Annotated in this window: 22 protein-coding genes and 1 tRNA gene; 8 read left to right on the top strand and 15 right to left on the bottom strand. The window is 73.8% G+C overall.

From position 1 onward, the window contains the following. The first annotated feature begins 93 nt into the window (after positions 1-93). Entirely contained in the window at positions 94-1,194 is a 1,101-nt protein-coding gene (locus ACZ7RU_RS17955; RefSeq protein WP_470341896.1) for a glycoside hydrolase family 18 protein, read from the top strand. Between the two features lie 309 nt (positions 1,195-1,503). Further along, complete coding sequence (locus ACZ7RU_RS17950) at positions 1,504-2,457, top strand: PAC2 family protein (RefSeq protein ID WP_470341895.1); 954 nt, start codon at positions 1,504-1,506, stop codon at positions 2,455-2,457. A gap of 98 nt (positions 2,458-2,555) precedes the next feature. Here the strand turns inward: ACZ7RU_RS17950 and mshC are convergent, their stop codons facing one another. From mshC to ACZ7RU_RS17920, 6 genes are all read right to left on the bottom strand, one after another. Further along, the gene (mshC, locus tag ACZ7RU_RS17945) at positions 2,556-3,785 is read right to left on the bottom strand and encodes a cysteine--1-D-myo-inosityl 2-amino-2-deoxy-alpha-D-glucopyranoside ligase (RefSeq protein WP_470341894.1); all 1,230 of its coding nucleotides are present in this window, start codon (positions 3,783-3,785) and stop codon (positions 2,556-2,558) included. 241 nt (positions 3,786-4,026) lie between these two features. Further along, positions 4,027-4,869, bottom strand: coding sequence for a dioxygenase family protein (locus ACZ7RU_RS17940; RefSeq protein WP_470341893.1), 843 nt, complete (start codon positions 4,867-4,869; stop codon positions 4,027-4,029). A 126-nt stretch (positions 4,870-4,995) separates the two neighbouring features. After that, positions 4,996-5,925 carry a helix-turn-helix transcriptional regulator gene (locus ACZ7RU_RS17935; protein WP_470341892.1) on the bottom strand — a complete coding sequence of 310 codons (930 nt, stop codon included), beginning with the start codon at positions 5,923-5,925 and terminating at the stop codon, positions 4,996-4,998. A 130-nt stretch (positions 5,926-6,055) separates the two neighbouring features. Further along, on the bottom strand, positions 6,056-6,853 hold the full coding sequence (locus ACZ7RU_RS17930; protein ID WP_470342169.1) for an SCO1664 family protein: 798 nt from the start codon (positions 6,851-6,853) through the stop codon (positions 6,056-6,058). A 44-nt stretch (positions 6,854-6,897) separates the two neighbouring features. Beyond that, positions 6,898-7,467: a DUF3090 domain-containing protein gene (locus ACZ7RU_RS17925; protein ID WP_387759846.1), complete on the bottom strand. Its 570-nt coding sequence runs from the start codon at positions 7,465-7,467 to the stop codon at positions 6,898-6,900. Between the two features lie 195 nt (positions 7,468-7,662). Continuing rightward, positions 7,663-8,355: an MSMEG_4193 family putative phosphomutase gene (locus ACZ7RU_RS17920; protein ID WP_470341891.1), complete on the bottom strand. Its 693-nt coding sequence runs from the start codon at positions 8,353-8,355 to the stop codon at positions 7,663-7,665. A gap of 151 nt (positions 8,356-8,506) precedes the next feature. On the opposite strand from ACZ7RU_RS17920, the gene ACZ7RU_RS17915 reads away from it, so the two are divergent. Beyond that, complete coding sequence (locus ACZ7RU_RS17915) at positions 8,507-9,487, top strand: magnesium and cobalt transport protein CorA (protein WP_470341890.1); 981 nt, start codon at positions 8,507-8,509, stop codon at positions 9,485-9,487. A gap of 34 nt (positions 9,488-9,521) precedes the next feature. Here the strand turns inward: ACZ7RU_RS17915 and ACZ7RU_RS17910 are convergent, their stop codons facing one another. Continuing rightward, positions 9,522-10,568, bottom strand: coding sequence for an LLM class F420-dependent oxidoreductase (locus ACZ7RU_RS17910; RefSeq protein WP_401104618.1), 1,047 nt, complete (start codon positions 10,566-10,568; stop codon positions 9,522-9,524). A gap of 252 nt (positions 10,569-10,820) precedes the next feature. On the opposite strand from ACZ7RU_RS17910, the gene ACZ7RU_RS17905 reads away from it, so the two are divergent. Then, complete coding sequence (locus ACZ7RU_RS17905) at positions 10,821-11,801, top strand: aldo/keto reductase (RefSeq protein WP_470341889.1); 981 nt, start codon at positions 10,821-10,823, stop codon at positions 11,799-11,801. A gap of 58 nt (positions 11,802-11,859) precedes the next feature. Further along, a complete protein-coding gene (locus ACZ7RU_RS17900) occupies positions 11,860-14,076 on the top strand; it encodes a helix-hairpin-helix domain-containing protein (protein ID WP_470341888.1) in 2,217 nt (738 codons plus the stop codon). 102 nt (positions 14,077-14,178) lie between these two features. On the opposite strand, the gene ACZ7RU_RS17895 is transcribed toward ACZ7RU_RS17900, so the two are convergent. Next, complete coding sequence (locus ACZ7RU_RS17895) at positions 14,179-14,784, bottom strand: hypothetical protein (protein WP_470341887.1); 606 nt, start codon at positions 14,782-14,784, stop codon at positions 14,179-14,181. A 362-nt stretch (positions 14,785-15,146) separates the two neighbouring features. On the opposite strand from ACZ7RU_RS17895, the gene ACZ7RU_RS17890 reads away from it, so the two are divergent. Continuing rightward, positions 15,147-15,356 (top strand): DUF5703 family protein, encoded by a 210-nt coding sequence (locus ACZ7RU_RS17890; RefSeq protein WP_224285495.1) that lies wholly within the window; start codon positions 15,147-15,149, stop codon positions 15,354-15,356. 121 nt (positions 15,357-15,477) lie between these two features. On the opposite strand, the gene ACZ7RU_RS17885 is transcribed toward ACZ7RU_RS17890, so the two are convergent. The 3 genes from ACZ7RU_RS17885 to ACZ7RU_RS17875 all read right to left on the bottom strand — a co-directional run bounded on the left by ACZ7RU_RS17885 (position 15,478) and on the right by ACZ7RU_RS17875 (position 18,503). Next, positions 15,478-16,308: a chaplin gene (locus ACZ7RU_RS17885; protein WP_470341886.1), complete on the bottom strand. Its 831-nt coding sequence runs from the start codon at positions 16,306-16,308 to the stop codon at positions 15,478-15,480. 369 nt (positions 16,309-16,677) lie between these two features. Further along, positions 16,678-16,917 carry a chaplin gene (locus ACZ7RU_RS17880; RefSeq protein ID WP_470341885.1) on the bottom strand — a complete coding sequence of 80 codons (240 nt, stop codon included), beginning with the start codon at positions 16,915-16,917 and terminating at the stop codon, positions 16,678-16,680. Positions 16,918-17,171: 254 nt separating this feature from the next. Continuing rightward, positions 17,172-18,503 carry a M20/M25/M40 family metallo-hydrolase gene (locus tag ACZ7RU_RS17875; protein ID WP_470341884.1) on the bottom strand — a complete coding sequence of 444 codons (1,332 nt, stop codon included), beginning with the start codon at positions 18,501-18,503 and terminating at the stop codon, positions 17,172-17,174. Positions 18,504-18,794: 291 nt separating this feature from the next. Between ACZ7RU_RS17875 and ACZ7RU_RS17870 the strand changes: the two genes are divergently transcribed. Beyond that, positions 18,795-18,879: transfer RNA gene (locus ACZ7RU_RS17870), tRNA-Leu, on the top strand. Positions 18,880-19,087: 208 nt separating this feature from the next. Here ACZ7RU_RS17870 and ACZ7RU_RS17865 read toward each other — a convergent pair. Further along, entirely contained in the window at positions 19,088-19,357 is a 270-nt protein-coding gene (locus tag ACZ7RU_RS17865) for a hypothetical protein (RefSeq protein WP_401104604.1), read from the bottom strand. A gap of 539 nt (positions 19,358-19,896) precedes the next feature. Between ACZ7RU_RS17865 and ACZ7RU_RS17860 the strand changes: the two genes are divergently transcribed. Next, positions 19,897-20,400 (top strand): MarR family winged helix-turn-helix transcriptional regulator, encoded by a 504-nt coding sequence (locus tag ACZ7RU_RS17860; RefSeq protein WP_470341883.1) that lies wholly within the window; start codon positions 19,897-19,899, stop codon positions 20,398-20,400. On the opposite strand, the gene ACZ7RU_RS17855 is transcribed toward ACZ7RU_RS17860, so the two are convergent. The 3 genes from ACZ7RU_RS17855 to ACZ7RU_RS17845 form a co-directional block, all read right to left on the bottom strand. After that, positions 20,393-21,733, bottom strand: coding sequence for a chloride channel protein (locus tag ACZ7RU_RS17855; protein WP_470341882.1), 1,341 nt, complete (start codon positions 21,731-21,733; stop codon positions 20,393-20,395). The two genes, ACZ7RU_RS17860 and ACZ7RU_RS17855, sit on opposite strands and share 8 nt — an antisense overlap. 148 nt (positions 21,734-21,881) lie before the next feature. Further along, a complete protein-coding gene (locus tag ACZ7RU_RS17850) occupies positions 21,882-22,619 on the bottom strand; it encodes a TetR family transcriptional regulator (protein ID WP_470341881.1) in 738 nt (245 codons plus the stop codon). Between the two features lie 88 nt (positions 22,620-22,707). Further along, positions 22,708-23,256: acyl-CoA dehydrogenase family protein (locus ACZ7RU_RS17845; protein ID WP_470341880.1), on the bottom strand; the 549-nt coding region annotated here is incomplete at its 5' end.

Below are 23,256 nucleotides of genomic sequence, written 5' to 3'. Positions count from 1 at the left end.
TTGGTCGGGCCCGCACGTGGCCAGCGTATCCGGCCGACCGGTCGGCCCGCCGTGCCATTCCGTATCCTGAGCGCTCGATCCCGAGGGGGGAGCATGCGCGTGGCCCGATTCCGGACCTCCGCGCAGCGTGTCGGCCGGGCCGTGACGGCCCCGTTCCGCATGCTGCGCAACCGCTGGCGGGCCTGGTCCCGGTGGCGCCGGGCACTGCTGGTGCTGGTGCTGGTGGCGGCCGTGCCGGCCACCGCGCTGGGCTCGGTGTTCGTGATGTTCCGGCTGCACTACACCGGCGAGCCCGCCGCCGACGCCCGCACCCGGGGCCGGGACGCGCTCTGGCTCGGCCACGCCTGGGTGGACGGCCGCAAGACCGAGGCCGACGTGGCCGCGCTGGTCCAGCAGCTGGCCGGCACCGGCATCCGCGACCTGTACGTGCACACCGGCCCGCTGGAGCACGACGGCTCGCTGCCGCCCGCCGTCCATCCCCGGGGCCGCTGGTTCACCGACACCGTGCACCGGGCGCTGCCGGACGTGCGGTTGCAGAGCTGGCTGGGTGACGAGGTCAAGCCGGAGAAGGGCGCCCTGGACCTGGAGGACGCGCCCACCCGGGACCGGGTCACCGCCTCCGCCCGGCAGGTGCTGGACCTCGGCTTCGACGGCGTGCACTTCGACATGGAGCCGATCCGCCCCGGTTCGGCCGGCTGGCTGGCCCTGCTCGACCAGGTCCGCCCGGTCACCGCGGCGCGCGGCGCCGAGCTGTCGGTGGCGGCCCCGCAGATCGACCCGGTCCCGGGCCTGCACACGGCCGGCATCCTGCTCACCGACCACGGCAAGTGGTGGGACCGGGCGTACTTCACCGAGACCGCCCGCCGGGTCGACCAGATCGCGGTGATGACGTACGACACCTCGATGCCCACCGAGCCGCTGTACGGCGGCTACGTCGCCCGCCAGACCGAACTGGCGCTGCGGTCCACCCCGGCCGACGTGGACCTGCTGATCGGCCTGCCGTTCTACTGGGACGACAGGTGGGGCCACTGGGGCGACGCCGAGACCGTCCGGGCCGCCGTCCGGGGCGTGCGGCTGGGCCTGGGCCGGGAGGACCGGCAGCGGGCACGCTTCGGCGTCGCGCTGTACGTGGACTTCGCCGCGCTGCCCGAGCACTGGGCCGCGTACCGCAGCGGCTGGGTGGGCGCGCCCTAGCGTCCGGGACCGGGTCGCGTCGTCGCGCTGGGCCACCGGGCGGGCACGGTCCGCACCCGAACCAGTGGCTGACGAACCGTCAGCCCGGGGCCTTCCGATATCCGGTGGATCCCGGCGGTCCGCTCCCCCAGACTGTCCCGGTGCCCGGCCGTGGTGCGCATCAAAGCCCGTAGGCTGGGCAGGTAGGGACCGTGGAGCGAGGCGTTCCACGGGCGACGAGAGGTTCGACAGTCGGCAGCCGGCCGTCGGCGCCCCGGCAGGCCAGCCGGGGCGGCGCGGGTCCGACCGCCGACCGGAGGGAGACGCTGGGTGATCGAGCTGGAAGATGTTCCCGAGTTGATCGACCCGGTGATGGTCTGCGCTTTCGAGGGCTGGAACGACGCGGGCGACGCCGCCTCCGCGGCTCTGGCACATCTGGACGAGACCTGGAGCGGCAAGGTGTTCGCCGCCCTGGACGCGGAGGACTACTACGACTTCCAGGTCAACCGGCCCACGGTCTGGCTGGACGGCGGCGTCCGCCGGATCACCTGGCCGACCACCCGGCTCTCGGTGGTCCGGGTGACGGAACCGACGACCAGGGACGTCGTCCTGGTCCGCGGCATCGAGCCGAGCATGCGCTGGCGCTCGTTCTGCAACGAGCTGCTGGGCGTCGCGCACGAGCTGGGCGTCGAGCTGGTGGTGATCCTGGGCGCACTGCTCGGCGACACCCCGCACAGCCGCCCGGTGCCGGTCAGCGGGGTCACCTCCGACCCGGACCTGGCCCGCCGGCTGGACCTGGAGGAGAGCCGCTACGAGGGCCCCACCGGCATCGTCGGGGTGCTCCAGGAGGCCTGCACCCACGCCGGCGTGCCGGCCGTGACGCTCTGGGCCGCGGTGCCGCACTACGTCTCGCAGCCGCCGAACCCCAAGGCCACGCTGGCCCTGGTCAACAAGCTGGAGGACCTGCTGGACCTGCGCATCCCGCCGGGCGAGCTCGCCGAGGACGCCCGGGCCTGGCAGCTCGGCGTGGACCAGCTGGCGGCCGAGGACAGCGAGGTGGCCGAGTACGTCCAGCAGCTGGAGGAGGCGCAGGACACCGCCGAGCTGCCGGAGGCCTCCGGCGACGCCATCGCCCGCGAGTTCGAGCGCTACCTGCGCCGCCGGGAGAACGTCGGGCCGACGGGCGAGAAGCCGGTGGCCGGGCACGCCACGGCGGAGCGGCCGGCCGATCCGGAGGCGCCGGGCGGCGCCCGGGAGGGGCAGGACGGCTCCGAGGAGGAGTGACCGCCGTACGGCCGTCGCACGGACGTACGGCGGTCGTACGACCGAAGGGGCGTCAGGACATCGGGTCCTGACGCCCCTTCGGCGTGTGGTGCGGGGTGTTACAGCGCGACGCCGAGCAGGGCGTCCACGGTGCGGGTGACCAGGCCGGGCGCGCCGGTGTCGGTGCCGCCGTCGGCCTCCTGCCGGGCCGCCCAGCGGTCGACCGCGGCCAGCGCGGCGGGCGCGTCCAGGTCGTTCGCGAGCGCCGCGCGCACCTCGGTGAGCAGCTGCTCGGCCGCCGGGCCGTCCGGGCGGGAGACCGCGGCGCGCCAGCGGGCGAGGCGCTCGACGGCCTCGTCCAGGGTGCTCTTGGTCCACTCCCAGTCCGCGCGGTAGTGGTGCGAGAGCAGCGCCAGGCGGATCGCCGCCGGGTCGACGCCCTCGCGGCGCAGCGCCGAGACGAAGACCAGGTTGCCGCGGGACTTGGACATCTTGTGGCCGTCCAGGGCGACCATGCCGGCGTGCACGTACGCCTTGGCGTACGGGTGGGTGCCGGTGGCGACCTGGGCGTGCGCGGCGCCCATCTCGTGGTGCGGGAAGGAGAGGTCGCTGCCGCCGCCCTGGATGTCGAAGGACATGCCGAGGTACTGCAGCGCGATGGCGACGCACTCGATGTGCCAGCCGGGGCGGCCGTGGCCGAGCTCGGTGTCCCAGGCGGGCTCGCCCGGGCGGGCGGCCAGCCAGAGCAGGGCGTCCAGCGGGTTGCGCTTGCCGGGGCGGTCCGGGTCGCCGCCGCGCTCGGCGAAGACCGGGCGCATGGCCTCGCGGGTGAGCCCGGAGACCTCGCCGAAGTGCGGGTCGGCGTCGACCGAGAAGTAGATGTCGCCGTCCACCTCGTAGGCGGCGCCGGAGGCCAGCAGCTTCTGGACGATCGGGACGATCCACGGGATCGACTCGACGGCGCCGATGTAGTGGTCCGGCGGCAGCATCCGCAGCGCGGTCATGTCCTCGCGGAACAGGGCCGTCTCGCGCTCGGCCAGGGCGGTCCAGTCCTGGCCGGTCTCGACCGCGCGGGCGAGCAGGGGGTCGTCGACGTCGGTGACGTTCTGGATGTACAGGACGTCGTGACCGGCGTCCCGCCAGACGCGCTGCACCAGGTCGAACGCGTTGTAGGTGGCGGCGTGGCCCATGTGGGTCGCGTCGTAGGGGGTGATGCCGCAGACGTAGATCCGGGCGGTGCCGTCCAGCGGCACGACCTCCCGGACCGTGCCCGCTGCGGTGTCGTGGATACGAAGGGGGAGCCCCTGACCAGGCAGGGCGGGAACCTCGGAGGCGGGCCAGGCATGCATGGAAACAACTTTAACCTTGCGAACATTTGAAAGCCTAACCAGTACGAAAGATCGACTGGATTCGATTCCTACCGTTGCCCGACGGTTTCCCGACTGGTAATGGACGGAAACCGGCCGCGGCTCCGGGTGCGCCCGGCCCTGCTCGGGGCACCCGTGGCCCCGTTTCCGGACACGGTTGAGCGCCCGGTCGGCCCTGCCGCCGACCGGGCGCCCGGCGCCCCCGGGGGCGCGGTCGGAGCCGCTACGACCGCTTCCAGAGGGCCGGCACGTTCGGCGGCTCCCAGCCGACCATGGCGGTGTGCGCCTGGAGGCAGGTGTAGGAGACGCCGGAGTAGGTCACGCGGTCGCCCGCGTTGTAGGAGGTGCCCGGGGCCCAGGTGCCGCCCGGCGGCGTGGTCGGGCCGCCGGTGGGGGTGGCGGTCGGGGTGGGCGTGGGCGTCGGGCTCGGCGTGCCCGGGGTCTGCGGCACGTTCAGCACGAAGTCGAAGGTGCCCTCCCGGGTCGGCCCGTTCTGGCGGACGTTCATCAGCAGCCGGGCGTCGTAGATGGTGTCCGTGCTGTTGCGCGGCTCCCCCGGGAAGTACAGCTGGGTGGTGACGATCGGGCGGCCGGGGGCCTGGAGCTTGACGTGGATGTGCCGGGTGCGGCCCGGGTAGAGGCCGGGCACGATGGTGTCCAGCTTGTACGCGCCGTTGGCGTCGGTGAACTGGTGGCCGCGGAAGGTGTAGGTGACGTTGTCGTAGTCGCCGTTGTCGTCGGCCTGCCAGAAGTCCAGCAGCACGCCGGAGATGGGCCGGCAGGCGCGGCCGAACACGTAGCCGCTGACGATCAGGTGGGTACCGGGACCGTCGTTGACCATCGAGCTGCGCAGCGGGGAGTTGGGCTTGAAGTACGGGCCCTCGGTCTGCTCGATGGTGGGGGCGTCCCCGTCGTGGCACTCGGGGGTGAAACCGAGCGGCTCGCCGCTGCTGATCCGGTCCCGGGCCAGGGCGACTCCACCGCCGACCAGCAGCGGGGCTGCCCCGAGCGCGGCGGCGGCCTTCAGGACGGTCTTGCGGCTGATCATGCCGTCGGGCGTGGGCATGCGCCGTCTCCTTCTCGTGAGGCGGGGAGGTGGGGGGCGGCCCTTGCCATGGTGGGGGCATGACAAGGGCCGAACCGGCGGCCCGTTCGCGCGCGCCGGACCGGCCACCGGTGGCCAGCAGCAAAGTTACGGGCCGTCCGGCGCGACCGCGATGGACATGATCCGGGGATCGTGGTGATTTCCGTCGACCCTGGACCGGAACTCCCCCGGGGTCATCCCGGTCTCCCTGCGGAAGAACCGGCAGAAGTACGCCGGGTCGGCGAAGCCCGCCTCCTTGGCGACCTGGCGGATCGTCAGATCGGTGCAGGCGAGCAGCCGTTTGGCCTCCAGGGTCTGCTGGCGGCGGATCAGCCCGCCGGGGGTCCGGCCGGTGGCCTGTTTCACCAGGGTCTGCAAGTGCCCCGGAGAGACCCCGAGTTCCTGCGCGATGGAGGCCACCGAGTGCCGCACCCCGCCCGGCCGGGCGATCAACCTGGTGAAGGCGGCGGCGACTTCGGCCGGCCGGCTGGGCACCGCCGGACGGTCGACCGGAGCACAGGCGCGCAGCGCCCGGACGATCAGGATGTGCAGGCTGGCCCGCAGCACACCCTGGTAGCCGGGCGCCCTGGTCCGGTACTCGTACTCCATGTCGGCGAGCAGCCCGGCGACCGCGTCGGCCTGTTCGCCGAGCGCGAGGGCCGGGCGGGTGGCCAGGGCCCGCAGGGCGGCGAGGTCCTGGGGGTGGCCGAGCAGGAAGTCCTCGTTGAACAGGACGACCCGCCCGGCCAGCTCCTCGGCGTCCGCCCAGTAGTGCACCTGACCGGGGGTGATCACGCACAACTGCGGTGGCGCCAGCGGCCGGTGCACGAGGTCCAGGACATGGGCGCCGTGGCCGCCGGTGACGTGGACGATCTCGTAGAAGGAGTGCCGGTGGGGGAAGCCGGCCCGGGAGAGCGGGCCGATCGCGTCGAAACTGCCGATGGCGAAGGGGAGCAGCTGGGGCAGCGGGACCTGTAACCGGTGTAACGGCAGGTCCGGCGCGGTTCGGGGGGTGGGGGTGGTCCGTCGCACGTCCATCGGAGCAGTGTGCGACCTTTTCCGGGGACAGGTCCAGACCATCTGGGCGCCGTTTTCATCGACCGGTCCAGACCACCGGCGCTCCCGGGTGGACGGCCGGGACCCGGTCTCCGGGGGCGGACCGCCCCGGCTACACCGGCGGCCAGGGGATCGCGGGCCAGTCCTCGGGCGGCAGCGGATGCCGCCCGGAACCGCGCAGCCCGGCCACCCGGGCCCGGGTCGCGTCCAGTTCGGCCGCCGTCAGGTGCGGGGCGAGCCGCTCGGCGAGCTCGCCGTCCAGCTGCTCGGCCAGCCGGGCCAGCACCTCCAGCGCCTCGGCCGGCAGCGGGTCCCCGGCCCAGCCCCAGAGCAGGGTGCGCAGCTTGTCCTCGGTGTTGAAGGTGACGCCGTGGTCGATGCCGTACACCCGGCCGTCGGCGGCCGGGATCAGGTGGCCGCCCTTGCGGTCGGCGTTGTTGAGCACCGCGTCCAGGACGGCGAGCCGGCGCAGCCGCCGGTCGTCGTGGTGCACCAGCAGGGCCGTCCGCCCGCCCTCGACCTCGGCCCGGACGATCGGCAGCCAGCCCGCCTCCGGGCCGCGCGGGTCCTGGAGGGCGAGCAGCGGCTCGGCCCCCGGGTCCGGCTCGACCCACAGCTGCACCATGCCCGGGCCGTGCGGGCCGTCACGCAGCACGGTGGGCGGGACCAGCGCCCAGCCGGTCGCGGCGGACAGCTCGTACGCGGCGACCTCGCGCCCGGCCAGCGTGCCGTCCGGGAAGTCCCACAGCGGGCGCTCCCCGGCCACCGGCTTGTAGACGGCCTGGGCGCTCAGCGAGCCGTGCGCCACCGTGCAGTACAGCGCGGCGTTGGAGGCGTCGGTGAGCCGGCCGTGCACGGTCAGTTCGCCCTGGCGCAGCAGCGCGAGGGCGGTGGGCACGTCGGCGGCCAGCGCGGCGGCGGCCGACGGGTCGGCCTGCGGCGGGGTGTCGGTGTTCAGCGCCGGTAGCCGTTCGCGCGCGGGCACAGGTGGCCCTCCGGGTCGAGCGGCAGGTTGCAGAACGGACAGGGCTTGCGGCCGGCCGCGACCAGGTCCAGCGCACGCTTGGCGAAGACCCGGGCCATCGCGCCGGACAGCCGCACCCGCAGCATGTCCGGGCCGGTGTCGTCGTCGGTGAAGACCGCCTCGGCGGCCTCCTCGTCCTCCTCGTCCTCGACCAGCGCCTGCGCCTCCACCACCAGGCAGCTCTCCACGCTGTCCCAGGCCAGGGCCATGGTGCCGACCCGGAACTCCTGCTCCAGCGGGAGGTCCAGCGGGGCGGTGTCGAGCAGGTCCTTCGGGGCGGCGGCCGGGATGGCGGCGTCGCCGCCGCTGCGCCGCAGCGCCTCGTCCAGGACCTCCTCGATGCGCTCGGCGAGCGCCGCGACCTGGTTCTTCTCCAGCAGCACGCTGGTGATCCGGCCCCGGGCGCTGGCCTGAAGGTAGAACGCCCGGGCGCCGGGCTGGCCGACGGTGCCGGCCACGAACCGTTCGGGCTGGTCGTAGAAGAAGACCTGACGGGGCACGCTCTCGCTCCGGATCGTGTCGGTCGGCGCGGTTCCGCCGGGGGCGGGTCGCGGCCGGATGGACTCGTTAGTCACCCTACGACCTCCGGGCTCCGGCCGGGGAGCCGAGCCGACGGCCGCGGGCGGGGTGGCACCCGGGGAACGAACGGTGCCGCCCGGACGGCGCCTCCCCGGACGGCCCGTCGGCGGCGCGGGTCAGGCGGTGCCGCCGACCACCGCGTCACCGGCCGGGGTGGCCGCGGCGGGGCCGGGCTTCGGGGCGAGCGGGCCGAGGTCGCCGGTGTCGCCCATCCTCAGCACGAAGGGCCGCTGCGGGGTGTAGCGGATCGCGGTGACCGAACAGGGCTCGACACTGATCCGCTGGAAGTGGTCCAGGTGCAGCCCGAGAGCGTCGGCCACCACGGCCTTGATCACGTCCCCGTGCGAGCAGGCGAGCCAGACCGCGTCCTCGCCGTGCTCGGCGGCGATCTTCTGGTTCCACTCGCGCACCGCGTCCACCGTGCGGTGGCTCAGCGCGCGCAGCGACTCCCCGCCGGGGAAGGCGGCCGCGGCGGCGTGGTCCTGCACGGTGCGCCAGAGCGGCTCCTTGGCCAGCTCGGCCAGCGGGCGGCCGGTCCAGTCGCCGTAGTGGCACTCCCCCAGTCGCTCGTCCTCGGCCGCCGGGCCGAGTTCGGGCCGCACCGCCAGCAGCGGCTCCAGCGTCTGCCGGCAGCGCTCCAGCGGGCTGCTGACCGCCTGCACCAGCGGGATGCCGGCCAGCCGGCCGGCCAGCGCGGCGGCCTGGGCCCGCCCGGTGTCGTCGAGGTCCACGCCGGGAGTCCAACCGGCCAGGATTCCGGCGGTGTTCGCGGTGGAGCGGCCGTGACGGACGAGCAGCAGGGTGGGCATGGGGTCAGCCTACGGCCTCCGGGCCCGGCCGTGGGGCCCGGTTCCCCGCCCGGGCCGCCGGGTCGGGCACCGGCCCGGGCACCCGGGACCGGTGGACCGGTTCCTCCCGGGTCCTCGCCGGACGGCCCCGCCCCGGGTGACAATGGCCCGCATGATCGTCCACTGCGCCGCCTACCACGACGGCCGCCGGATCGAGGCCCCCGAGGACCTGGCCGGCGCGCTCGCCGCCGCCCGCGCGGCCGGTCCGGACGGCTTCGTCTGGATAGGTCTGTTCGAGCCCACCGCCGAGGAACTCGACCACGTGGGCCAGGAGTTCGCACTGCACCCGCTGGCCGTCGAGGACGCCGTCAGCGCCCACCAGCGCCCCAAGGTGGAGGCCTACCAGGGCTCGCTGTTCGTCACCCTGAAGACCCTCGGCTACCACCCCGGCGCGCACGTCGTCACGGTCGGCGAGGTGATGGTCTTCCTCGGCCCGGACTTCGTGATGACCGTCCGGCACGGCGAGGACAGCCCGCTCAGCGGCCTCCGCGCCACTCTGGAGCAGGATCCCGAACTGCTGCGCTACGGGCCCAGCTCGGTACTGCACTCGGTCTGCGACACCATCGTGGACGGCTACATGGACGTGGCCACCGCGCTCCAGAGCGACCTGGACGAGCTGGAGGCGGACATCTTCGCCCCCGGCCGGGTCGGCCGCGACACCGCCGGCCGGATCTACGGCTACAAGCGCCAGGTGATGTCCGTGCGTCGGGCCACCGGCCCGCTGCTGGAGCCGATGCTCGCCCTGGAGCGCGGCGTCCGCTTCGTCCGCTCCGAGGCCGCGCCCTACCTGCGGGACGTCGCCGACCACGTGGCCCGGGTGAACGACCAGGTGGACGGCATGGACCGGCTGCTGTCCGACATCCTGAGCGCCAACCTGGCGCAGGTCAGCGTCCAGCAGAACAACGACATGCGGAAGATCTCGGCCTGGGCGGCGCTGGCCGCCGTGCCGACGATGATCGCGGGCGTCTACGGGATGAACTTCGACGACATGCCCGAGCTGCACCAGGTCTGGGGCTACCCGGTGGTGCTGGTGGTGATGGTCGTGGTCTGCCTGGTGCTGCACCGGGTGTTCAAGCGGCACGACTGGCTGTAGGGCCGGTCGCGCCGCCTGCCCACCGCCCGTCCGGTCAGGCCAGTCCGGCGCGCTCCAGCGCCTCGACGCCGGTGCGCAGCGCCAGGATCCGCTCGTCCAGGGTGAACCCGGCCGGGGCCAGGGTGAGCGTGCTGACGCCCGCGTCGGCGTAGGCCTGCATCCGGTCGGCGATCCGGGCGGTGTCGCCGATCAGCGAGGTGGCGTCGATCAGGTCGTGCGGAACGGCGGCCGCGGCGCCGGCGTAGTCGCGGGCGAGGTACTTCTCCTGGACCTCGTCGGCGGCCTGCTCGTAGCCCATCCGCCGGGCGAGCTGGTTGTAGAAGTTCTTCTCCTTGCTGCCCATGCCGCCGATGTAGAGCGCGGCGTACGAGCGCAGGGCGTCGACGCCGGCCTTGATGTCCTCGCCGACCGCGAGGTTCACGGTCGGGCAGAGGTCGAAGCCCTCCAGGGTCCGCCCGGCCTTGGCCCGGCCGGCCGTCAGCGGGTCCAGGGAGAGCGCGGCGTGCTCGGGCGAGAAGAAGATGCCGAGCCAGCCGTCGGCGATCTCGCCGGTCAGCTCCAGGTTCTTCGGGCCGATCGCGGCGATGTACAGCGGGATGTGCTCGCGCACCGGGTGCACGGTGAGCTTGATCGGCTTGCCGGGGCCGCCGGGCAGCGGCAGCGTCCAGTGCGCGCCCTCGTGGACCAGGCGCTCGCGGGACATCGCCTTGCGGATGATCTCCACGTACTCGCGGGTGCGGGCGAGCGGCTTGTCGAACTTCACCCCGTACCAGCCCTCGGACACCTGCGGGCCCGAGACGCCGAGGCCGAGCCGGAACCGGCCGCCGGACAGGGTGTCCAGGGTCGCGGCGGTCATCGCGGTCATCGCCGGGGTACGGGCCGGGATCTGGAAGATGGCCGAGCCGACGTCGATCCGCTCGGTCTTGGCGGCGACGAAGCTGAGCACGGTCGCGGCGTCCGAGCCGTACGCCTCCGCCGCCCAGCAGACCGAGTAGCCGAGCCGGTCGGCCTCCTGGGCCACGGCGATGTTGTCGGCGTCCATGCCGAGCCCCCAGTAGCCGAGGTTGATCCCGAGTCGCATCTGCCGCACCTTCCAGTGGGTTGGGGTTGTGGCGAGGGTAACCGCGCCCGCGCCGGACATGCTACTGACGGGTAGTGGTGGGCTGGGTCACACTCCCCCGGGGTTTCCGCCCCAGTGATCGTTCTGCGGGTCTGCACCCCTGTCCGGGTACCGGCCGCTACGCTCAGCCGACGTGGGGAGTGCTCTCCCCACCTGCGCGTTCACAGGGCCGCCGGGGCTCCCGGGGCCACCGGCCAGTGGAGGGCCAGTCCGATGGAACAGCGTCACCTCGGCCGTACCGGCCTCCAGGTCTCCCGGCTCGGCCTCGGCACCATGACCTGGGGCCGCGACACCGACGAGCACGAGGCCGCCGAGCAGCTCAAGGCGTTCGTCGACGCCGGCGGCAACCTGGTCGACACCGCCGACGTGTACGCGGACGGCGGCGCCGAGTACCTGCTCTCGCGGCTCACCGACAGCCTGATCCCGCGCTCCGAGCTGGTCGTCGCCACCAAGGCCGGCAGCGTCCCCGAGTCCGCCCGCCGCTTCGACGGCTCGCGCGGCCACCTGCTCGCCGCCCTGGACGCCTCGCTGCGCCGGCTCGGCACCGACTACGTCGACCTGTGGCAGGTGCACTCCTTCGACCCGGTGACCCCGGCCGAGGAGACGCTCAGCGCCCTCGACATCGCCGTCGCCTCCGGACGCGCCCGCTACGTCGGGGTCTGTGACTTCAGCGGCTGGCAGCTCGCCAGGGCCGCCACCTGGCAGCGCGCCCACCACGGACGCGTGCCGCTGGCCGGGGTGCAGCTGGAGTACTCGCTGCTCCAGCGCGGCATCGAGCGGGAGGCGCTGCCCGCCGCGCTGGACGCCGGGGTCGGGGTGCTGGCCGGCTCGCCGCTCGGGCGCGGGGTGCTCACCGGCAAGTACCGGCACGGCATCCCCCAGGACTCGCGCGGCGCCTCGCCGTACCTGACCGGGTTCGTCCAGCCGTACCTCGGGGAGCGCTCGCGGCGGATCGTGGACGCCCTCGCCACCGCCGCCGACGGGCTCGCCAGCACCCCGCTGGCGGTCGCGCTGGCCTGGGTCCGGGACCGGCCCGGGGTGGCGAGCGCACTGGTCGGGGCCCGGACGGTGGCCCAGTTGCAGGCGTCACTGTCGGTGGAGGCGCTTACGCTTCCGGATGAGATCCGTGGTGCGCTGGACGACATCTCGTCGCCGGTGCACCGCTACCCGGACCAGGGGTGGACCGAGCTGTGACCCCCGGCCCTGGTTGTCGAGCAGAACCTGCAGTGGAGTGACCTTGGAGCGGACGACGATGACTGACACGGGGAACGGCGCTCCGGAGGTGACCGCCGGGGGCCGGCTGAGCCCGGAGATGAAGGCGGCGAAGTTCGCAGAGCTGGCCCAGCGGATCCGTGCCATGCAGCCGGAGGACGCCGCGGCGAGTGCCGCGCGGGCGGGTGCCGCCCGGGCGGAGGCTTCGATGGCGGAGGCCTCGACGGTGGAAGCTCCGACGGCCGAGGCTCCGGAGCCCGAGACCCCGGAGCCCGAGGAGTCGGAGCCGACCGCCCCGGCCGCTCCGGCTCCTGCGCCGGCTGCTCCGGCTTCCCCGGTTTCCACCCCGGTCGCTCCGGTCTCCGCCCCGGCCGTTCCCGCCCCGGCGGTGTCCGACGAGCAACGCCGCGAGGCGATCCGCGCCACCGCCGAGGTGCTGGCCGCCGGCGGCGCCCCGGCCGAGCTGGCGGCCGCCGCCGTGGCCGAGTTCGGCGAGGAGGCCCCCCGGCGGCTGCGCGAGGACCCGTGGGCGGTGCTGGGCCTGCCCGGCGTCCGGCCCGAGCACGCGGACGGCTTCGCCCGTGAGCTGCTCGGCCCCGAGGCCGGTCCGGGCGACGAGCGCCGCGCCCGGGCGCTGGTGCCGTGGCTGCTGGAGCAGGCGGCGCTGCGCGGGCACTCGGCCCAGGAGCTGGTCGAGGTGGCGGCCGGGCTCGAACGGCTCCGGATGCCCGACCCGGGCGCCGCGATCCAGACCGCCGTCGCGGACGGCCGGGTGCTGCCCTTCCAGGAGGAGCTGACCGGCGCCGAGGCGCTCGCGGCGGGGGGCGGCGAGGAGGACGAGGCGCCGACCCGCACGCTGCTCGCCCTGGAGGGGCTGGCGATGGCCGAGGACAGCCTCGCCGAGAAGCTGCTCCAGCTGATGGCCACCTTCGTGCCGGGCGAGGACCCGGCCGACGAGGCTCCTGACTCCGCCGAGGCCGAGGAGGACGGGGCCGAGGAGGGGGCTGCGGAGACCGGGGCCGCAGAGGACTCCGCCGAGCAGGCCCCCGCGGCCCCCGGCCCGACCGCCTGGGCGGCCGCCGCCGAGGCCGCGCCGTCCTCCTCGGCGACCGCCCTGATCACCGCCGTCGCCGAGCACGCCCTGGTGCTGCACACCGGCGGCGAGGCCGCCCGCGCCGAGCCGGCCGCGCTGGTCACCGCCGCCCGGGGCCTCGGGCTGCGGGCGTGGGCCGCCACCTGGACCGACCAGGGCCGTGACTCCCTCGCCGCCCTCACCGGGGCCGGCACCGGGGCCGAGGCCCCGGTGGTCACCCTCGCCGAGCTGCTCTCCGGCGCCGCCGGCCCCGGCCGTGCCCCGGACGGCACCCTCGCCCTGGACCTGCTGGTCGTCCTGGACGCCCCACTGCTGGACGTCGAACTGGCCGCCATCGTCCTCGAGTCGCTGGCCGACGGCACCCGGCTGGTGCTCAGCGGCGACCCGGGCCAGCTCTGGTCGGCCGGCCCCGGCCGGTTCTTCGCCGACCTGCTGGCCGCCAGGGCCTGCCCGGCGGTCGCCTCCCGCACCCCGGACTTCGGCCCGATCGGCGAGCTGGTCTCCGGCGTCGGCATCGGCGAGCTCCAGCCGGTCGAGGCGCCGGACAAGGAGGTGGTCATCCTGACCGCCAAGGACGCCGGCGAGGCCGTCCACCGCGCCATCCAGCTGCTCACCGACTCCATCCCGCGCGCGCTGGGCATCCCGGTCGAGCAGGTGGTGCTGCTCACCCCGGGCCACGGCGGCACGGCCGGCACCCGCGCGCTGAACGCCGCCGCCAAGGCCCGGCTCAACCCCGGCCCCGGCCGGTTCGGCGGCTTCGACCCGGGTGACCGGGTGGTCGACTCCCCCACCCCCGGCGTCACCCGCCCGGCGCGGGTGCTGGACGGCGACGCCACCGGTCTGCACCTGGAGTACGCGGACGGCTCGCGCCGGACCGTCCCGCCGGCCGAGGCCGCCCGGCTACGGCACGGCTGGGCGCTGACCGTCCACCAGGCGCTCGGCCGGCGCTGGCCGGGTGCGGTCGTGGTGCTCCCGGAGGACGCCGCCCCCGCGCTCACCCGGCAGTGGGTCTACACCGCCTTCGGGCGCGGCGAGCGGCACCTGTCCGTGGTGCACGCGGTGGGCCCGGCGCTCGCCCAGGCCGTCGCCGAGCGCCCGGCGCAGCCGCGCACCACCCGGCTGCGGGCGGTCCTGGCCGAGAACACCGCAGCCTCGGAGTCCTGACCGGCGTTCCGGCCGGCCCCGTCGCGGCGGGCCGCCGACCGGAACGCACGACGGGCGGGCCCCGGTGATCCCGGGCCCGCCCGTCGGCCGTCCTGGACGGCGTCAGTCGTCCGGATCCTCGTCGTCGTAGACCTCGCTCACGTCGAACCGGCAGATCAGCAGCTGCGGGTCGGCGTGCTCGAAGGGTTCGGGCAGCCACTCGCCCGGCTCGGTCGGCTCGGCGGCCGCGACCCAGAGCGTCGAGTCGGCCTCCTCCAGGCCGAACTCCTCGCTGCGGGCGGCGATCTCGTCGGGCTCGTACTCGCCGAACAGCACGCCGATCGCGGCGTTCACCTCGCCCGCGCCGACTTCGCCCGGGGCCAGCGACTCGTCCAGCCGCTCCGCCTGGGCACGCAGCCGCTTGGGGTCGACGACGTGGTAGTCGCGACGGATCAACACACTGATCGCCTCGGGCTGTTCCGGTCCGTGGTAACCGCCAGGACCCTCGTCCCCGGGGATCTCGAAGGGCGTCACCTCGTCGTAGGCCTCGTACAGGAGCTGGTCGTAGGCGATGGCCGCCGTGGCGAGCTGCTCGTAGGCGGCGGACACGGCGGGATCATCGGCTGCGTTGGGGCTTGACACCGCTTCCAGATGACGGTCGATGGCGGCCTTGACCGCCTCAGCGGCGGCGCGTACCTCGGCAATGGTGGGCTGCGCGGCATCAGACATGGTGCAGACGCTATCTCCCCGCGGTGTCGGTACGCACAGCGGTTGTCACCTACACCCGCGATTTCACCGCAACTTCCGCCCTGATGCCCGATCCGTTCCGTTTCGTCCTCCGGTGACACCGGCGCGAAACAGGCGCGGAGGGCGCGCGCCCGGCCCGCCGAGGCAGTCCGGGTGCCGCTTCGCGCGCCGGGATCGGGGTATTCCCTTCACAGCGGCAACAGAACTGATGGGCTGTCAGTCGACCGCGCGGTCGTCGCCCTCCGGGCCGCCGCCTCCGCACGGGAGGACGGCCGGAAATACCCGGGCCGACTGTCCTGGGCAGGCCTTAGGCTTGCCCGAAGGTGATCCCCAGGAGGAGCGTTTTGACCCCACGGAAGCCGGTCCGGCAGCCGGAGTACGAGTACCAGTCCCTGCGCATGCCGCGCGGTACCACGCGCAACGCGGCGCGCCAACTACTCACCGAGCACGCCGAGTACGGGCACTGGGAGCTCGACCGGCTCAGGTTGTTCCCCGATGGCAGCCGGACGGTCCGGTTGAAGCGGCGGATCATCCGGCAGGTCCGGAGCTGGTGACGGGCGGGGCAGCACGGGCCCGGGCGGGACTCGCACCGAGCCTTCACCCACCCGCGGCCGCCCGTTCGCTCGGCGGCCGCGGGTGCGTCGTTCCCAGAGCGTGTCTACGGGCCCTGGCGGGTCAGCGGGCGCCGGCCCGGGCCCGGCGGTAGAGCACGCCGCCGCCGAGCAGCAGCGCGAGACCGGCGGCACCGAGCAGCTCGACGCCGCCGGCACCGGTGGAGGCCAGCTGGGCGGCCGGAGCGTCCGGGGCGGCGGGCGCCGCGACGACGGCCGCGGCGGACACACCGCCGATGCGCGGGTTCGTCACCTCCTCGGCGGAGACCTGCGGCGGGGTCGGGCAGGCCTCGGCGCAGCCCTCGGCCGGCGGGGCCGGGGTGACCGGAACGACCTTCTCCACGTTGGCGCAGTGGTTGCCGAACGCCGGGTTGCCGACGCCGACCACGTTCACCGAGTTGCCGCAGGCGTTGACCGGGACGTCCACCGGCGCCTGGACGCTGTTGCCGGAGATCACACCCGCCGAGTTGGTGGCGGTGCCGGAGGCGCCGGCGCCCGGGACGGTGACGCCCGGAACGTTGGCGCCCGGAACCGCGGTGCCCGGAACGCCGGTGCCCTGGCTCCCGCCGGCGCCGGAGCCGTCGACGCCGCCCGCGCCTCCACCGGTGTGGCCGCCGCCGGTGGCCCCCGAGCCGCCGCCGGGCTGGCCGCCCTGGGCGGGCTTGCCCGCCGGGTGGCTTCCGCCGTTGACGTTGGCGCAGTGGTTGCCGAAGGACGGGTTCAGCAAGCCGACCACGTCGATCGTGTTGCCGCAGGCGTTGATCGGCACCTGGATCGGCACCTGGACCGAGTTGCCCGAGACGACGCCGGGTGAACCGGTGGCCACCCCCTGTGCCTCGGCTCCCCCCGCATAGGCGTAGCCGGCGGTCGAGGCCAGCACACTGCCGGTGGCCACGGCCGTGAGGATCCCCTTCTTGGCTACATTCCTCATGTTTTCCCCTGACATTTCGAGACGACGGGTCGACCTTGACGTGAACCTTTAAAAAGTCGGAATTTCGGTATATCCGTAAATCACGCAAGGGCTTCGGCTGCACACGAGTTAACGAGGGGCCAACCGGGAGGTTGAGCCGAACGAATCAGCTTCACCCGATCGAGCGATCGTGTCGGGTTCCGTGTATCCGACGACCCCGGGAGGCCCGCCGGCCGGGTCCTGACGGACCCCCGACGGGCCGCCGGGAAAGCGAACGCCCCCGGCACGGCGCGTCCGCCGCCCGGGGGCAGGTCCGAGTTCGGCTCAACAGGCCTCGGCGGCCCGGAGGTCGACTCAGACGTTGGCGCAGTGGTTGCCGAAGGCCGGGTTCAGCACGCCGACGACGCTCACGGTGTTGCCGCAGAAGTTGACCGGGATGTGGACCGGGACCTGGATCTGGTTGCCCGACAGCACGCCCGGGGAGCCGGCGGCCACACCCTCGGCGCCCGCGTGAGCGGACGCGACACCCGCGGCGGCGAGCACCAGACCACCGGTGGCGGCGGTGACAGCGGCGATCTTCTTGACCTTCATCATTCCTCCTGTATGGACAACGCAACCCGTTCGGCGGGCTGCACAGGGATGAACGACGCTGCGGCAAACGGGGTACGGAGCGGATCTCCCATTCACCCGCAACGGTGAGGTCTCGCACAAATGATCAGCCAGGGATTTCGGGAGGAATCGTTTCTGTCGATCTCCTTCTCCCTGTCCCACAATCATCAGCTCGGACAATGCGGCCGGCCCGCCCCCGGTACTCCGGGAACGGGCCGACCCAGTCGCCTGATCAGAGTTCAGCAGGCGTCGATGAAACGGTCCAGCACCCGGACGCCGAACTTCAGGCCGTCCACCGGCACCCGCTCGTCCACGCCGTGGAACATCCCGGCGAAGTCCAGGTCCGGGGGCAGCTGGAGCGGCGCGAAGCCGAAGCAGCGGATGCCCAGGTCCTGGAAGGACTTGGCGTCCGTCCCGCCCGACAGGCAGTACGGCACCGCGCGGGCGATCGGGTCCTCGGCCCGCAGTGCGGTCTGCATCGCCTCGACCAGGGCGCCGTCGAAGCCGGTCTCGATCGCCTTGTCCGAGTGGAGGCTCTCGCGCTTCACGCGCGGGCCGAGCACGCTGTCCAGCTCGGCCAGGAACTCCTCCTCGTAGCCGGGCAGGAAGCGCCCGTCCACGTGCGCGGTGGCCTGGCCGGGGATCACGTTGACCTTGTAGCCCGCGCCGAGCATGGTCGGCTGGGCGGTGTTGCGCAGGGTGGTGCCGATCATCTTGGCGATGCCGCCGAGCACCCGCAGCGTCTCGTCCATGTTCTCCGGGTCCAGCTCGACCCCGAGCGCGTCCGACAGCTCGTCCAGGAAGGCCCGGACGGTCTTGGTGATCCGCAGCGGGAACTGGTGCCGGCCGAGCCGGGCGACCGCCTCGCACAGCTCGGTGATCGCGTTGTCGTCGTTCTCCATCGAGCCGTGGCCGGCCCGGCCCTCGACCGTCAGGCGCATCCAGTGCATGCCCTTCTCGGCCGTCTCCACCAGGTAGAGCCGGACCTGGTCGTTGACCGTGAAGGAGAAGCCGCCGACCTCGCCGATCGCCTCGGTCACGCCCTCGAACAGCCCCGGGTGCTTGTCCACCAGGAAACGCGCCCCGTAGGTGCCGCCGGCCTCCTCGTCGGCGAGGAAGGCCAGCACGATGTCGCGCGGGGGCTTGCGCCCGGTGCGGAGCCGGTCTCGGACGACCGCCAGGGTCATCGCGTCCATGTCCTTCATGTCGACCGCGCCGCGCCCCCAGACGCAGCCGTCCGCGATCTCGCCGCCGAACGGGTCGTGGGTCCAGTCCGCGGCGTTGGCCGGCACCACGTCCGTGTGGCCGTGGATCAGCAGGCCCGGACGGGAGCGGTCCTCGCCCTCGATCCGGACCACGGTCGAGGCCCGCCCCTTGGCCGACTCGAAGATCTTCGGTTCGAGCCCGAACTCGGCGAGCTGCTCGGCCACGTACTCGGCCGCCTTCCGCTCGCCCGGGCCGGAGCCGTCCCCGTAGTTACTGGTGTCGATCCGGATCAGATCGCGACAGATCTCGGCGACCTCCGACTCCGCCGTCACCTTCGGGGCCGCCGACTCGCTCCGCTCGCTCACGGTCACTCCTCGTCTTGGGCCCGCACCGACGCACCAGCGCGCCACCCCCAGGACCTGCACCCGGGCCGTACGAGCACGTCCGCCCATCCTCCCCCAGCCCCGTATCCCGATCCAGCCCCCGCACGTTCCCGAAACCCCCTGGTCACGCCCCCGCCACACGCCGCCCCTTGCCGCCGCCACCGGTCCCGCTCCCCCGTCGGGAACCGTTTTGGGAGCCCAAGCCGATCTTTGCTACAGTTACATCTGTCAGCGCGACGGACGAGAGATCGGAAGCCGCGAGGACGACACCTGGTCCGGGTGGCGGAATGGCAGACGCGCTAGCTTGAGGTGCTAGTGCCCTTTATCGGGCGTGGGGGTTCAAGTCCCCCCTCGGACACCGACGGAAGGCCCCAGTTGATCTGGGGCCTTTCTGCTTTTCCGCTTCTTCCGGCACGGCTTTCCGCTGCGGCCTCCCGTCACGGCCTTCCACCGTGGCGCGTCCCACCGGATGCCGGATGCCCGGCCGGTGGGTACCGGCCGGGCATCCGGGGTGGGTCTGTTCCGACGGGACGGTGCCGGGGTCAGGCCCGGGACAACGGGTCGGGTCAGCCCTCGACGAAGGTGGCACCCGAACCCGTGAAGGAGCCGGAGACGCCGTTGTCGTCCGCCCAGATCCAGAAGTCGGCGTGCGAGACGCCGTCCGGGCCGACGTGGGATTCGACGGCCGCGAGACCGGCACCGTTCTCGTTCGCGGTGAAGTAGCCCTTGCCGTAGTTCGCGTCGATGCCTTCGGCGGCCGACGCCAGGCCGGCGCAGCCGAGGACGAGCGGGACGGTGAGAGCGCCGACAGCCACGACTCGCTTGAGAGCACGCATGAAGATCTCCTCCACGGAGTTTTCCGGATCTGCTGGCGGCGCCGGTCGGCCCCGCCGCGATTCAGACAGCCACGGCCCACATCCCGTCGCAACCGGCGCCGCGCCCCGTCCGGCCTCACGTTCCGTCAGAATCGCCGCTCCCACCAGCGAAAATACAGTTCGTATGCCCATCTCACAGGATCATTCGGCCGGAGCACACCCGCGTCACTCTCCGTACCGACCGCGGCCCCGACGCGGGCCCGCGGTCTCGCCGCTCCGATCGCCGGTGGCGTCATGCGAACGGCCCGATACACGGCTCGGGCGTACGGGAACAGTTGGCTAGCGCCTCGGGCACCGACGGGTTCACGCCGGCTCGCGTCCGACGTCCGCCGAAGTCTCCGCCGCTCCGGGCGCGTTGGCGGACCACCCCTTGACAGGCGTTCCATGCAGTGCAGAATTGCTTCATTATGAAGCAGGTAAATAACTCTGGGGAAGCGGCGACCGGTCCGTTGGGGCGGGACGCCGAGGGGCGGCTGTACGACAGCAGGGTGCGGACGGCCATGGGTGTGTTCACCAAGGGCGGGGACACCCTGGCGCTGGAGGCGGCGGCCGCCGCGCGGTCGGCGTTCCACGCGGTGGAGCGGCTGCGGGCGCACGGATCACGGGGGCGGGGGTTGAGTGCGGGGGCGCTGGACGTGCTGGTGCGGCTCGGTGCGGCGGGTGAGGCCGGCGAACCGGGGCTGACGGTGGGCGAGTTGGCCCGGGCCGGCGGGGTGAGCCCGCGCAATGCGACCGGGCTGGTGGACACCCTGGAGCGGGAAGGGCTGGCCCGCCGCTCCCCGGACCCGAAGGACCGGCGGGCGGTGCTGGTCGGCGCGACGGCCGAGGGGCTGGCCTGGCTGGAGGAGTTCCGGGTGCCCACCGAGCACGCCATGGCCGCCGTCTTCCGCGGCTTCAGCCCCGAGGAGCTGGCCCAACTGCGGCACCTGTGCCTGCGGTTGGTGGAGAACCAGCAGCAGATCGAGCAGTACCTCGGCGCGGGCCCGGAGGCCGGGGTCAGCTGACGGCCCGGGCGGTGTCCCGCTTCGGCCGGCCGCGGAGCCACTGCGCGGTGACGAACGCCGCCACCGTGGACACGATCAGCAGCGGCATCGAGTTCGCCGCCTCGCCGCCGAGCAGCATGGCGGCGAGGACGGTGCTGGTGACCGGCAGGCCGGTGACGGCGGCACCGGAGGCCGCGAGGCCGACGGCCAGGGCGGGCGCGGCACCGAAGCCGGGCAGCGGCGCACAGGCCGTGCCGAGAGCCGCGCCGAGCAGGATGGCCGGGAAGATCGGGCCGCCGCGCAGACTGCCGAGGGCGATCGACCAGCCCAGCCCCTTGCAGAGCACCAGGGCCAGCAGCGCGCCGACCGGCCAGGCGGCCGGGTCGGCGGCGAGCGCGCCCAGGGTGGCCTGCCCGGAGAGCGCGGCCTCCTCCGGGGAGCGGCCGGTGAGCAGGGCGTAGGCGGCGAGGCAGCCGCCGACGGCGACCGCGCACAGCACCGTACGCAGGGCGGTCTGCCGGGCGGTACCGGTCGTGGTGAGGGTCTTCACCCGGCGGCCGATACTCTGTCCGGCCACGCAGACCACGGCGATCGCGACGGCCAGCGGGACGCCCCAGAGGAAGTCCCCCGGGTCGGGCACCCCGCTCCTCGGCAGGCGCGGCAGCGAGAGCGCGCCGATCGCCAGGCCGGTCCAGTGGCCGAAGCCGGTGAAGACCAGCGCCCCGAGACCGCCGGCCAGCAGGCTGGGCAGGATCAGCGCGATCAGCTGCGGGCCGCCCAGCCCGGCCGCCTCGATCAGCATCACCGCGGCCACCAGCGGGCTGCCGAAGATGGTGGAGATCGCCGCCGCCGCACCCGCCGTACCCAACACCGCCACCAGCTGGGGCTGTCGGGCCCTCCTGGCGGAGCGGACGGCGAGCAGGGCGAGGCCGCCGCCGAGCGCCATCAACGGCGCCTCCGGGCCGAGCACCACGCCGAGTGGCAGGCAGGCGAGCGCGGCCAGCACCACCCCGGGGACGGCGACCGGCGGCGTGGGCGGGCCGCCCAGCCCGTCCACCGGGACGTGGCCGCCGCGCCCGGGCAGCCGGGTCACGATCGGGGCGAGCAGCAGACCGGCCAGCAGCAGCGCAGGCAGCGGCCACCACCAGGGCGCCCAGCCGTAGCCGGCCGCGGCCGGCAGGCTCTCCCAGACCCAGTGCTGGAGTTCGTGTTCCAGCCCGACGAAGCCGAACGCCGCCAGCGAGACCGGGATGCCGACCAGGGCCGAGATCAGCAGCAGCCGGAGGTAGCCGCCGTGCAGCAGCACCTCGCGCAGGGTCGGGCCGCCGCCCGGCTGCCGGGACGTCGTCGGCATCGCCGCTCCCTCGCGTTCCCGGGCCGCCCGCCGACCGGGAGGCCCCGTCCTGCGACCGAGTCTCGCCCCGGGCCGCGCACCCCGCACGGCGCGGGGGCCGTCGACCGGGGCCGGCCCTGCCCGGGCTGCGCCGTTGGGGTGGTGGCGGTCAGACCTGGCGGGCGTCGGTGCCCAGCGCGCTCTCGATGCCCTGGACCATCCGCCACAGCGGGGCCCGGCGGCTGGCGACCAGCACCACGACGTCGTCGGTGTCGCCCTCGGTGGCCTCGGCCGGGCGGTCGCTCCAGGTGCCGGTGACGAAGGCCATCGCCGCGTCCACCTCGGCCACCCAGTCGCTCTCCCCGCCCGAGCGCAGCCAGGTGCGCAGGGCGTGGTTGTGCGCGGCGACGACGGCCGCGGCGATCACGTCCGCGCGCAGCGGGCCGTCCGGGCGGTCGGCGTAGCGGCCGCGCAGGTAGGCGGCGAGGGTGTGCTCGTAGCGCCAGACCACGGACAGCTCGTACGCCCGCAGGCCGGGCACCCTGCGGGTCAGGCGGTAGCGCTGGACGGAGAAGGACGGCTGCTCGGCGTACATCCGCAGGACCAGGCGGGCGGCGTCGCAGGCGTGCTTGACCGGGTCCTCCTCGCCGGTGCCGGAGTCCAGGAACTCCGTCATCTCGGCGAGGCTGCGCTCGTGGTCGGGGAAGACCACGTCCTCCTTGGCCGGGAAGTAGCGGAAGAAGGAGCGCCGGCCGACGCCGGCCAGCGAGACGATGTCGTCGACGGTGGTCTGTTCGAAGCCGCGCTCCAGGAAGAGCTCGAAGGCCGCGGCCACCAGCGCCTCGCGCATCGCCGGCTTCGAGGGCCCGTCAGTCATGGGCTGGTCCTGCTCTTCCTTCTCGCTCATTCACCGGAACCTAACATCCGCGTCCAGGGGTCGGCCCCGACGGCCGGGCCTCTCGGGGGCCCGGCCGTCGGTGCACGTCCGGAGCGGGTTACGGGAGGTTGCGGGCCATCACGATCCGCTGGACCTGGTTGGTGCCCTCGTAGATCTGCGTGATCTTCGCGTCCCGCATCATCCGCTCCACCGGATAGTCCCGGGTGTACCCGTACCCACCCAGCAACTGCACCGCGTCCGTGGTGATCTCCATCGCCGCGTCCGACGCGTAGCACTTCGCCGCCGCCCCGAAGAACGTCAGATCCGCGTCCCCGCGCTGCGACTTCGCCGCCGCGACATACGTCATCTGCCGCGCCGCCTCCAGCTTCATCGCCATGTCCGCCAGCATGAACTGGACCCCCTGGAACTCCGCGATCGCCTTCCCGAACTGCCGCCGCTCCTTCACGTACCCCTTGGCGTAGTCCAGCGCACCCTGCGCGATCCCCACCGCCTGCGCCGCGATCGTCACCCGGGTGTGGTCCAGCGTCCGCATCGCCGTCGCGAAACCGGTCCCCTCCGCACCGATCATCCGGTCCGCCGGAATCCGCACGTTGTCGAAGTACACCTCACGCGTCGGCGAACCCTTGATCCCCAGCTTCTTCTCCGG

Source organism: Kitasatospora sp. NPDC114501, from assembly GCF_055633695.1.
Note: the sequence above shows the minus strand (reverse complement) of the source record. Positions and strands in the feature narration are given on the sequence as shown.

Coding starts and splice junctions, on each gene's coding strand:
- ACZ7RU_RS17955 (WP_470341896.1), top strand. CDS start 94: ATGCGCGTGGCCCGATTCCGGACCTCCGCGCAGCGTGTCGGCCGGGCC.
- mshC (WP_470341894.1), bottom strand. CDS start 3,785: ATGCATGCCTGGCCCGCCTCCGAGGTTCCCGCCCTGCCTGGTCAGGGG.
- ACZ7RU_RS17940 (WP_470341893.1), bottom strand. CDS start 4,869: ATGCCCACGCCCGACGGCATGATCAGCCGCAAGACCGTCCTGAAGGCC.
- ACZ7RU_RS17935 (WP_470341892.1), bottom strand. CDS start 5,925: ATGGACGTGCGACGGACCACCCCCACCCCCCGAACCGCGCCGGACCTG.
- ACZ7RU_RS17920 (WP_470341891.1), bottom strand. CDS start 8,355: ATGCCCACCCTGCTGCTCGTCCGTCACGGCCGCTCCACCGCGAACACC.
- ACZ7RU_RS17915 (WP_470341890.1), top strand. CDS start 8,507: ATGATCGTCCACTGCGCCGCCTACCACGACGGCCGCCGGATCGAGGCC.
- ACZ7RU_RS17910 (WP_401104618.1), bottom strand. CDS start 10,568: ATGCGACTCGGGATCAACCTCGGCTACTGGGGGCTCGGCATGGACGCC.
- ACZ7RU_RS17905 (WP_470341889.1), top strand. CDS start 10,821: ATGGAACAGCGTCACCTCGGCCGTACCGGCCTCCAGGTCTCCCGGCTC.
- ACZ7RU_RS17900 (WP_470341888.1), top strand. CDS start 11,860: ATGACTGACACGGGGAACGGCGCTCCGGAGGTGACCGCCGGGGGCCGG.
- ACZ7RU_RS17895 (WP_470341887.1), bottom strand. CDS start 14,784: ATGTCTGATGCCGCGCAGCCCACCATTGCCGAGGTACGCGCCGCCGCT.
- ACZ7RU_RS17880 (WP_470341885.1), bottom strand. CDS start 16,917: ATGATGAAGGTCAAGAAGATCGCCGCTGTCACCGCCGCCACCGGTGGT.
- ACZ7RU_RS17865 (WP_401104604.1), bottom strand. CDS start 19,357: ATGCGTGCTCTCAAGCGAGTCGTGGCTGTCGGCGCTCTCACCGTCCCG.
- ACZ7RU_RS17860 (WP_470341883.1), top strand. CDS start 19,897: ATGGGTGTGTTCACCAAGGGCGGGGACACCCTGGCGCTGGAGGCGGCG.
- ACZ7RU_RS17855 (WP_470341882.1), bottom strand. CDS start 21,733: ATGCCGACGACGTCCCGGCAGCCGGGCGGCGGCCCGACCCTGCGCGAG.
- ACZ7RU_RS17850 (WP_470341881.1), bottom strand. CDS start 22,619: ATGAGCGAGAAGGAAGAGCAGGACCAGCCCATGACTGACGGGCCCTCG.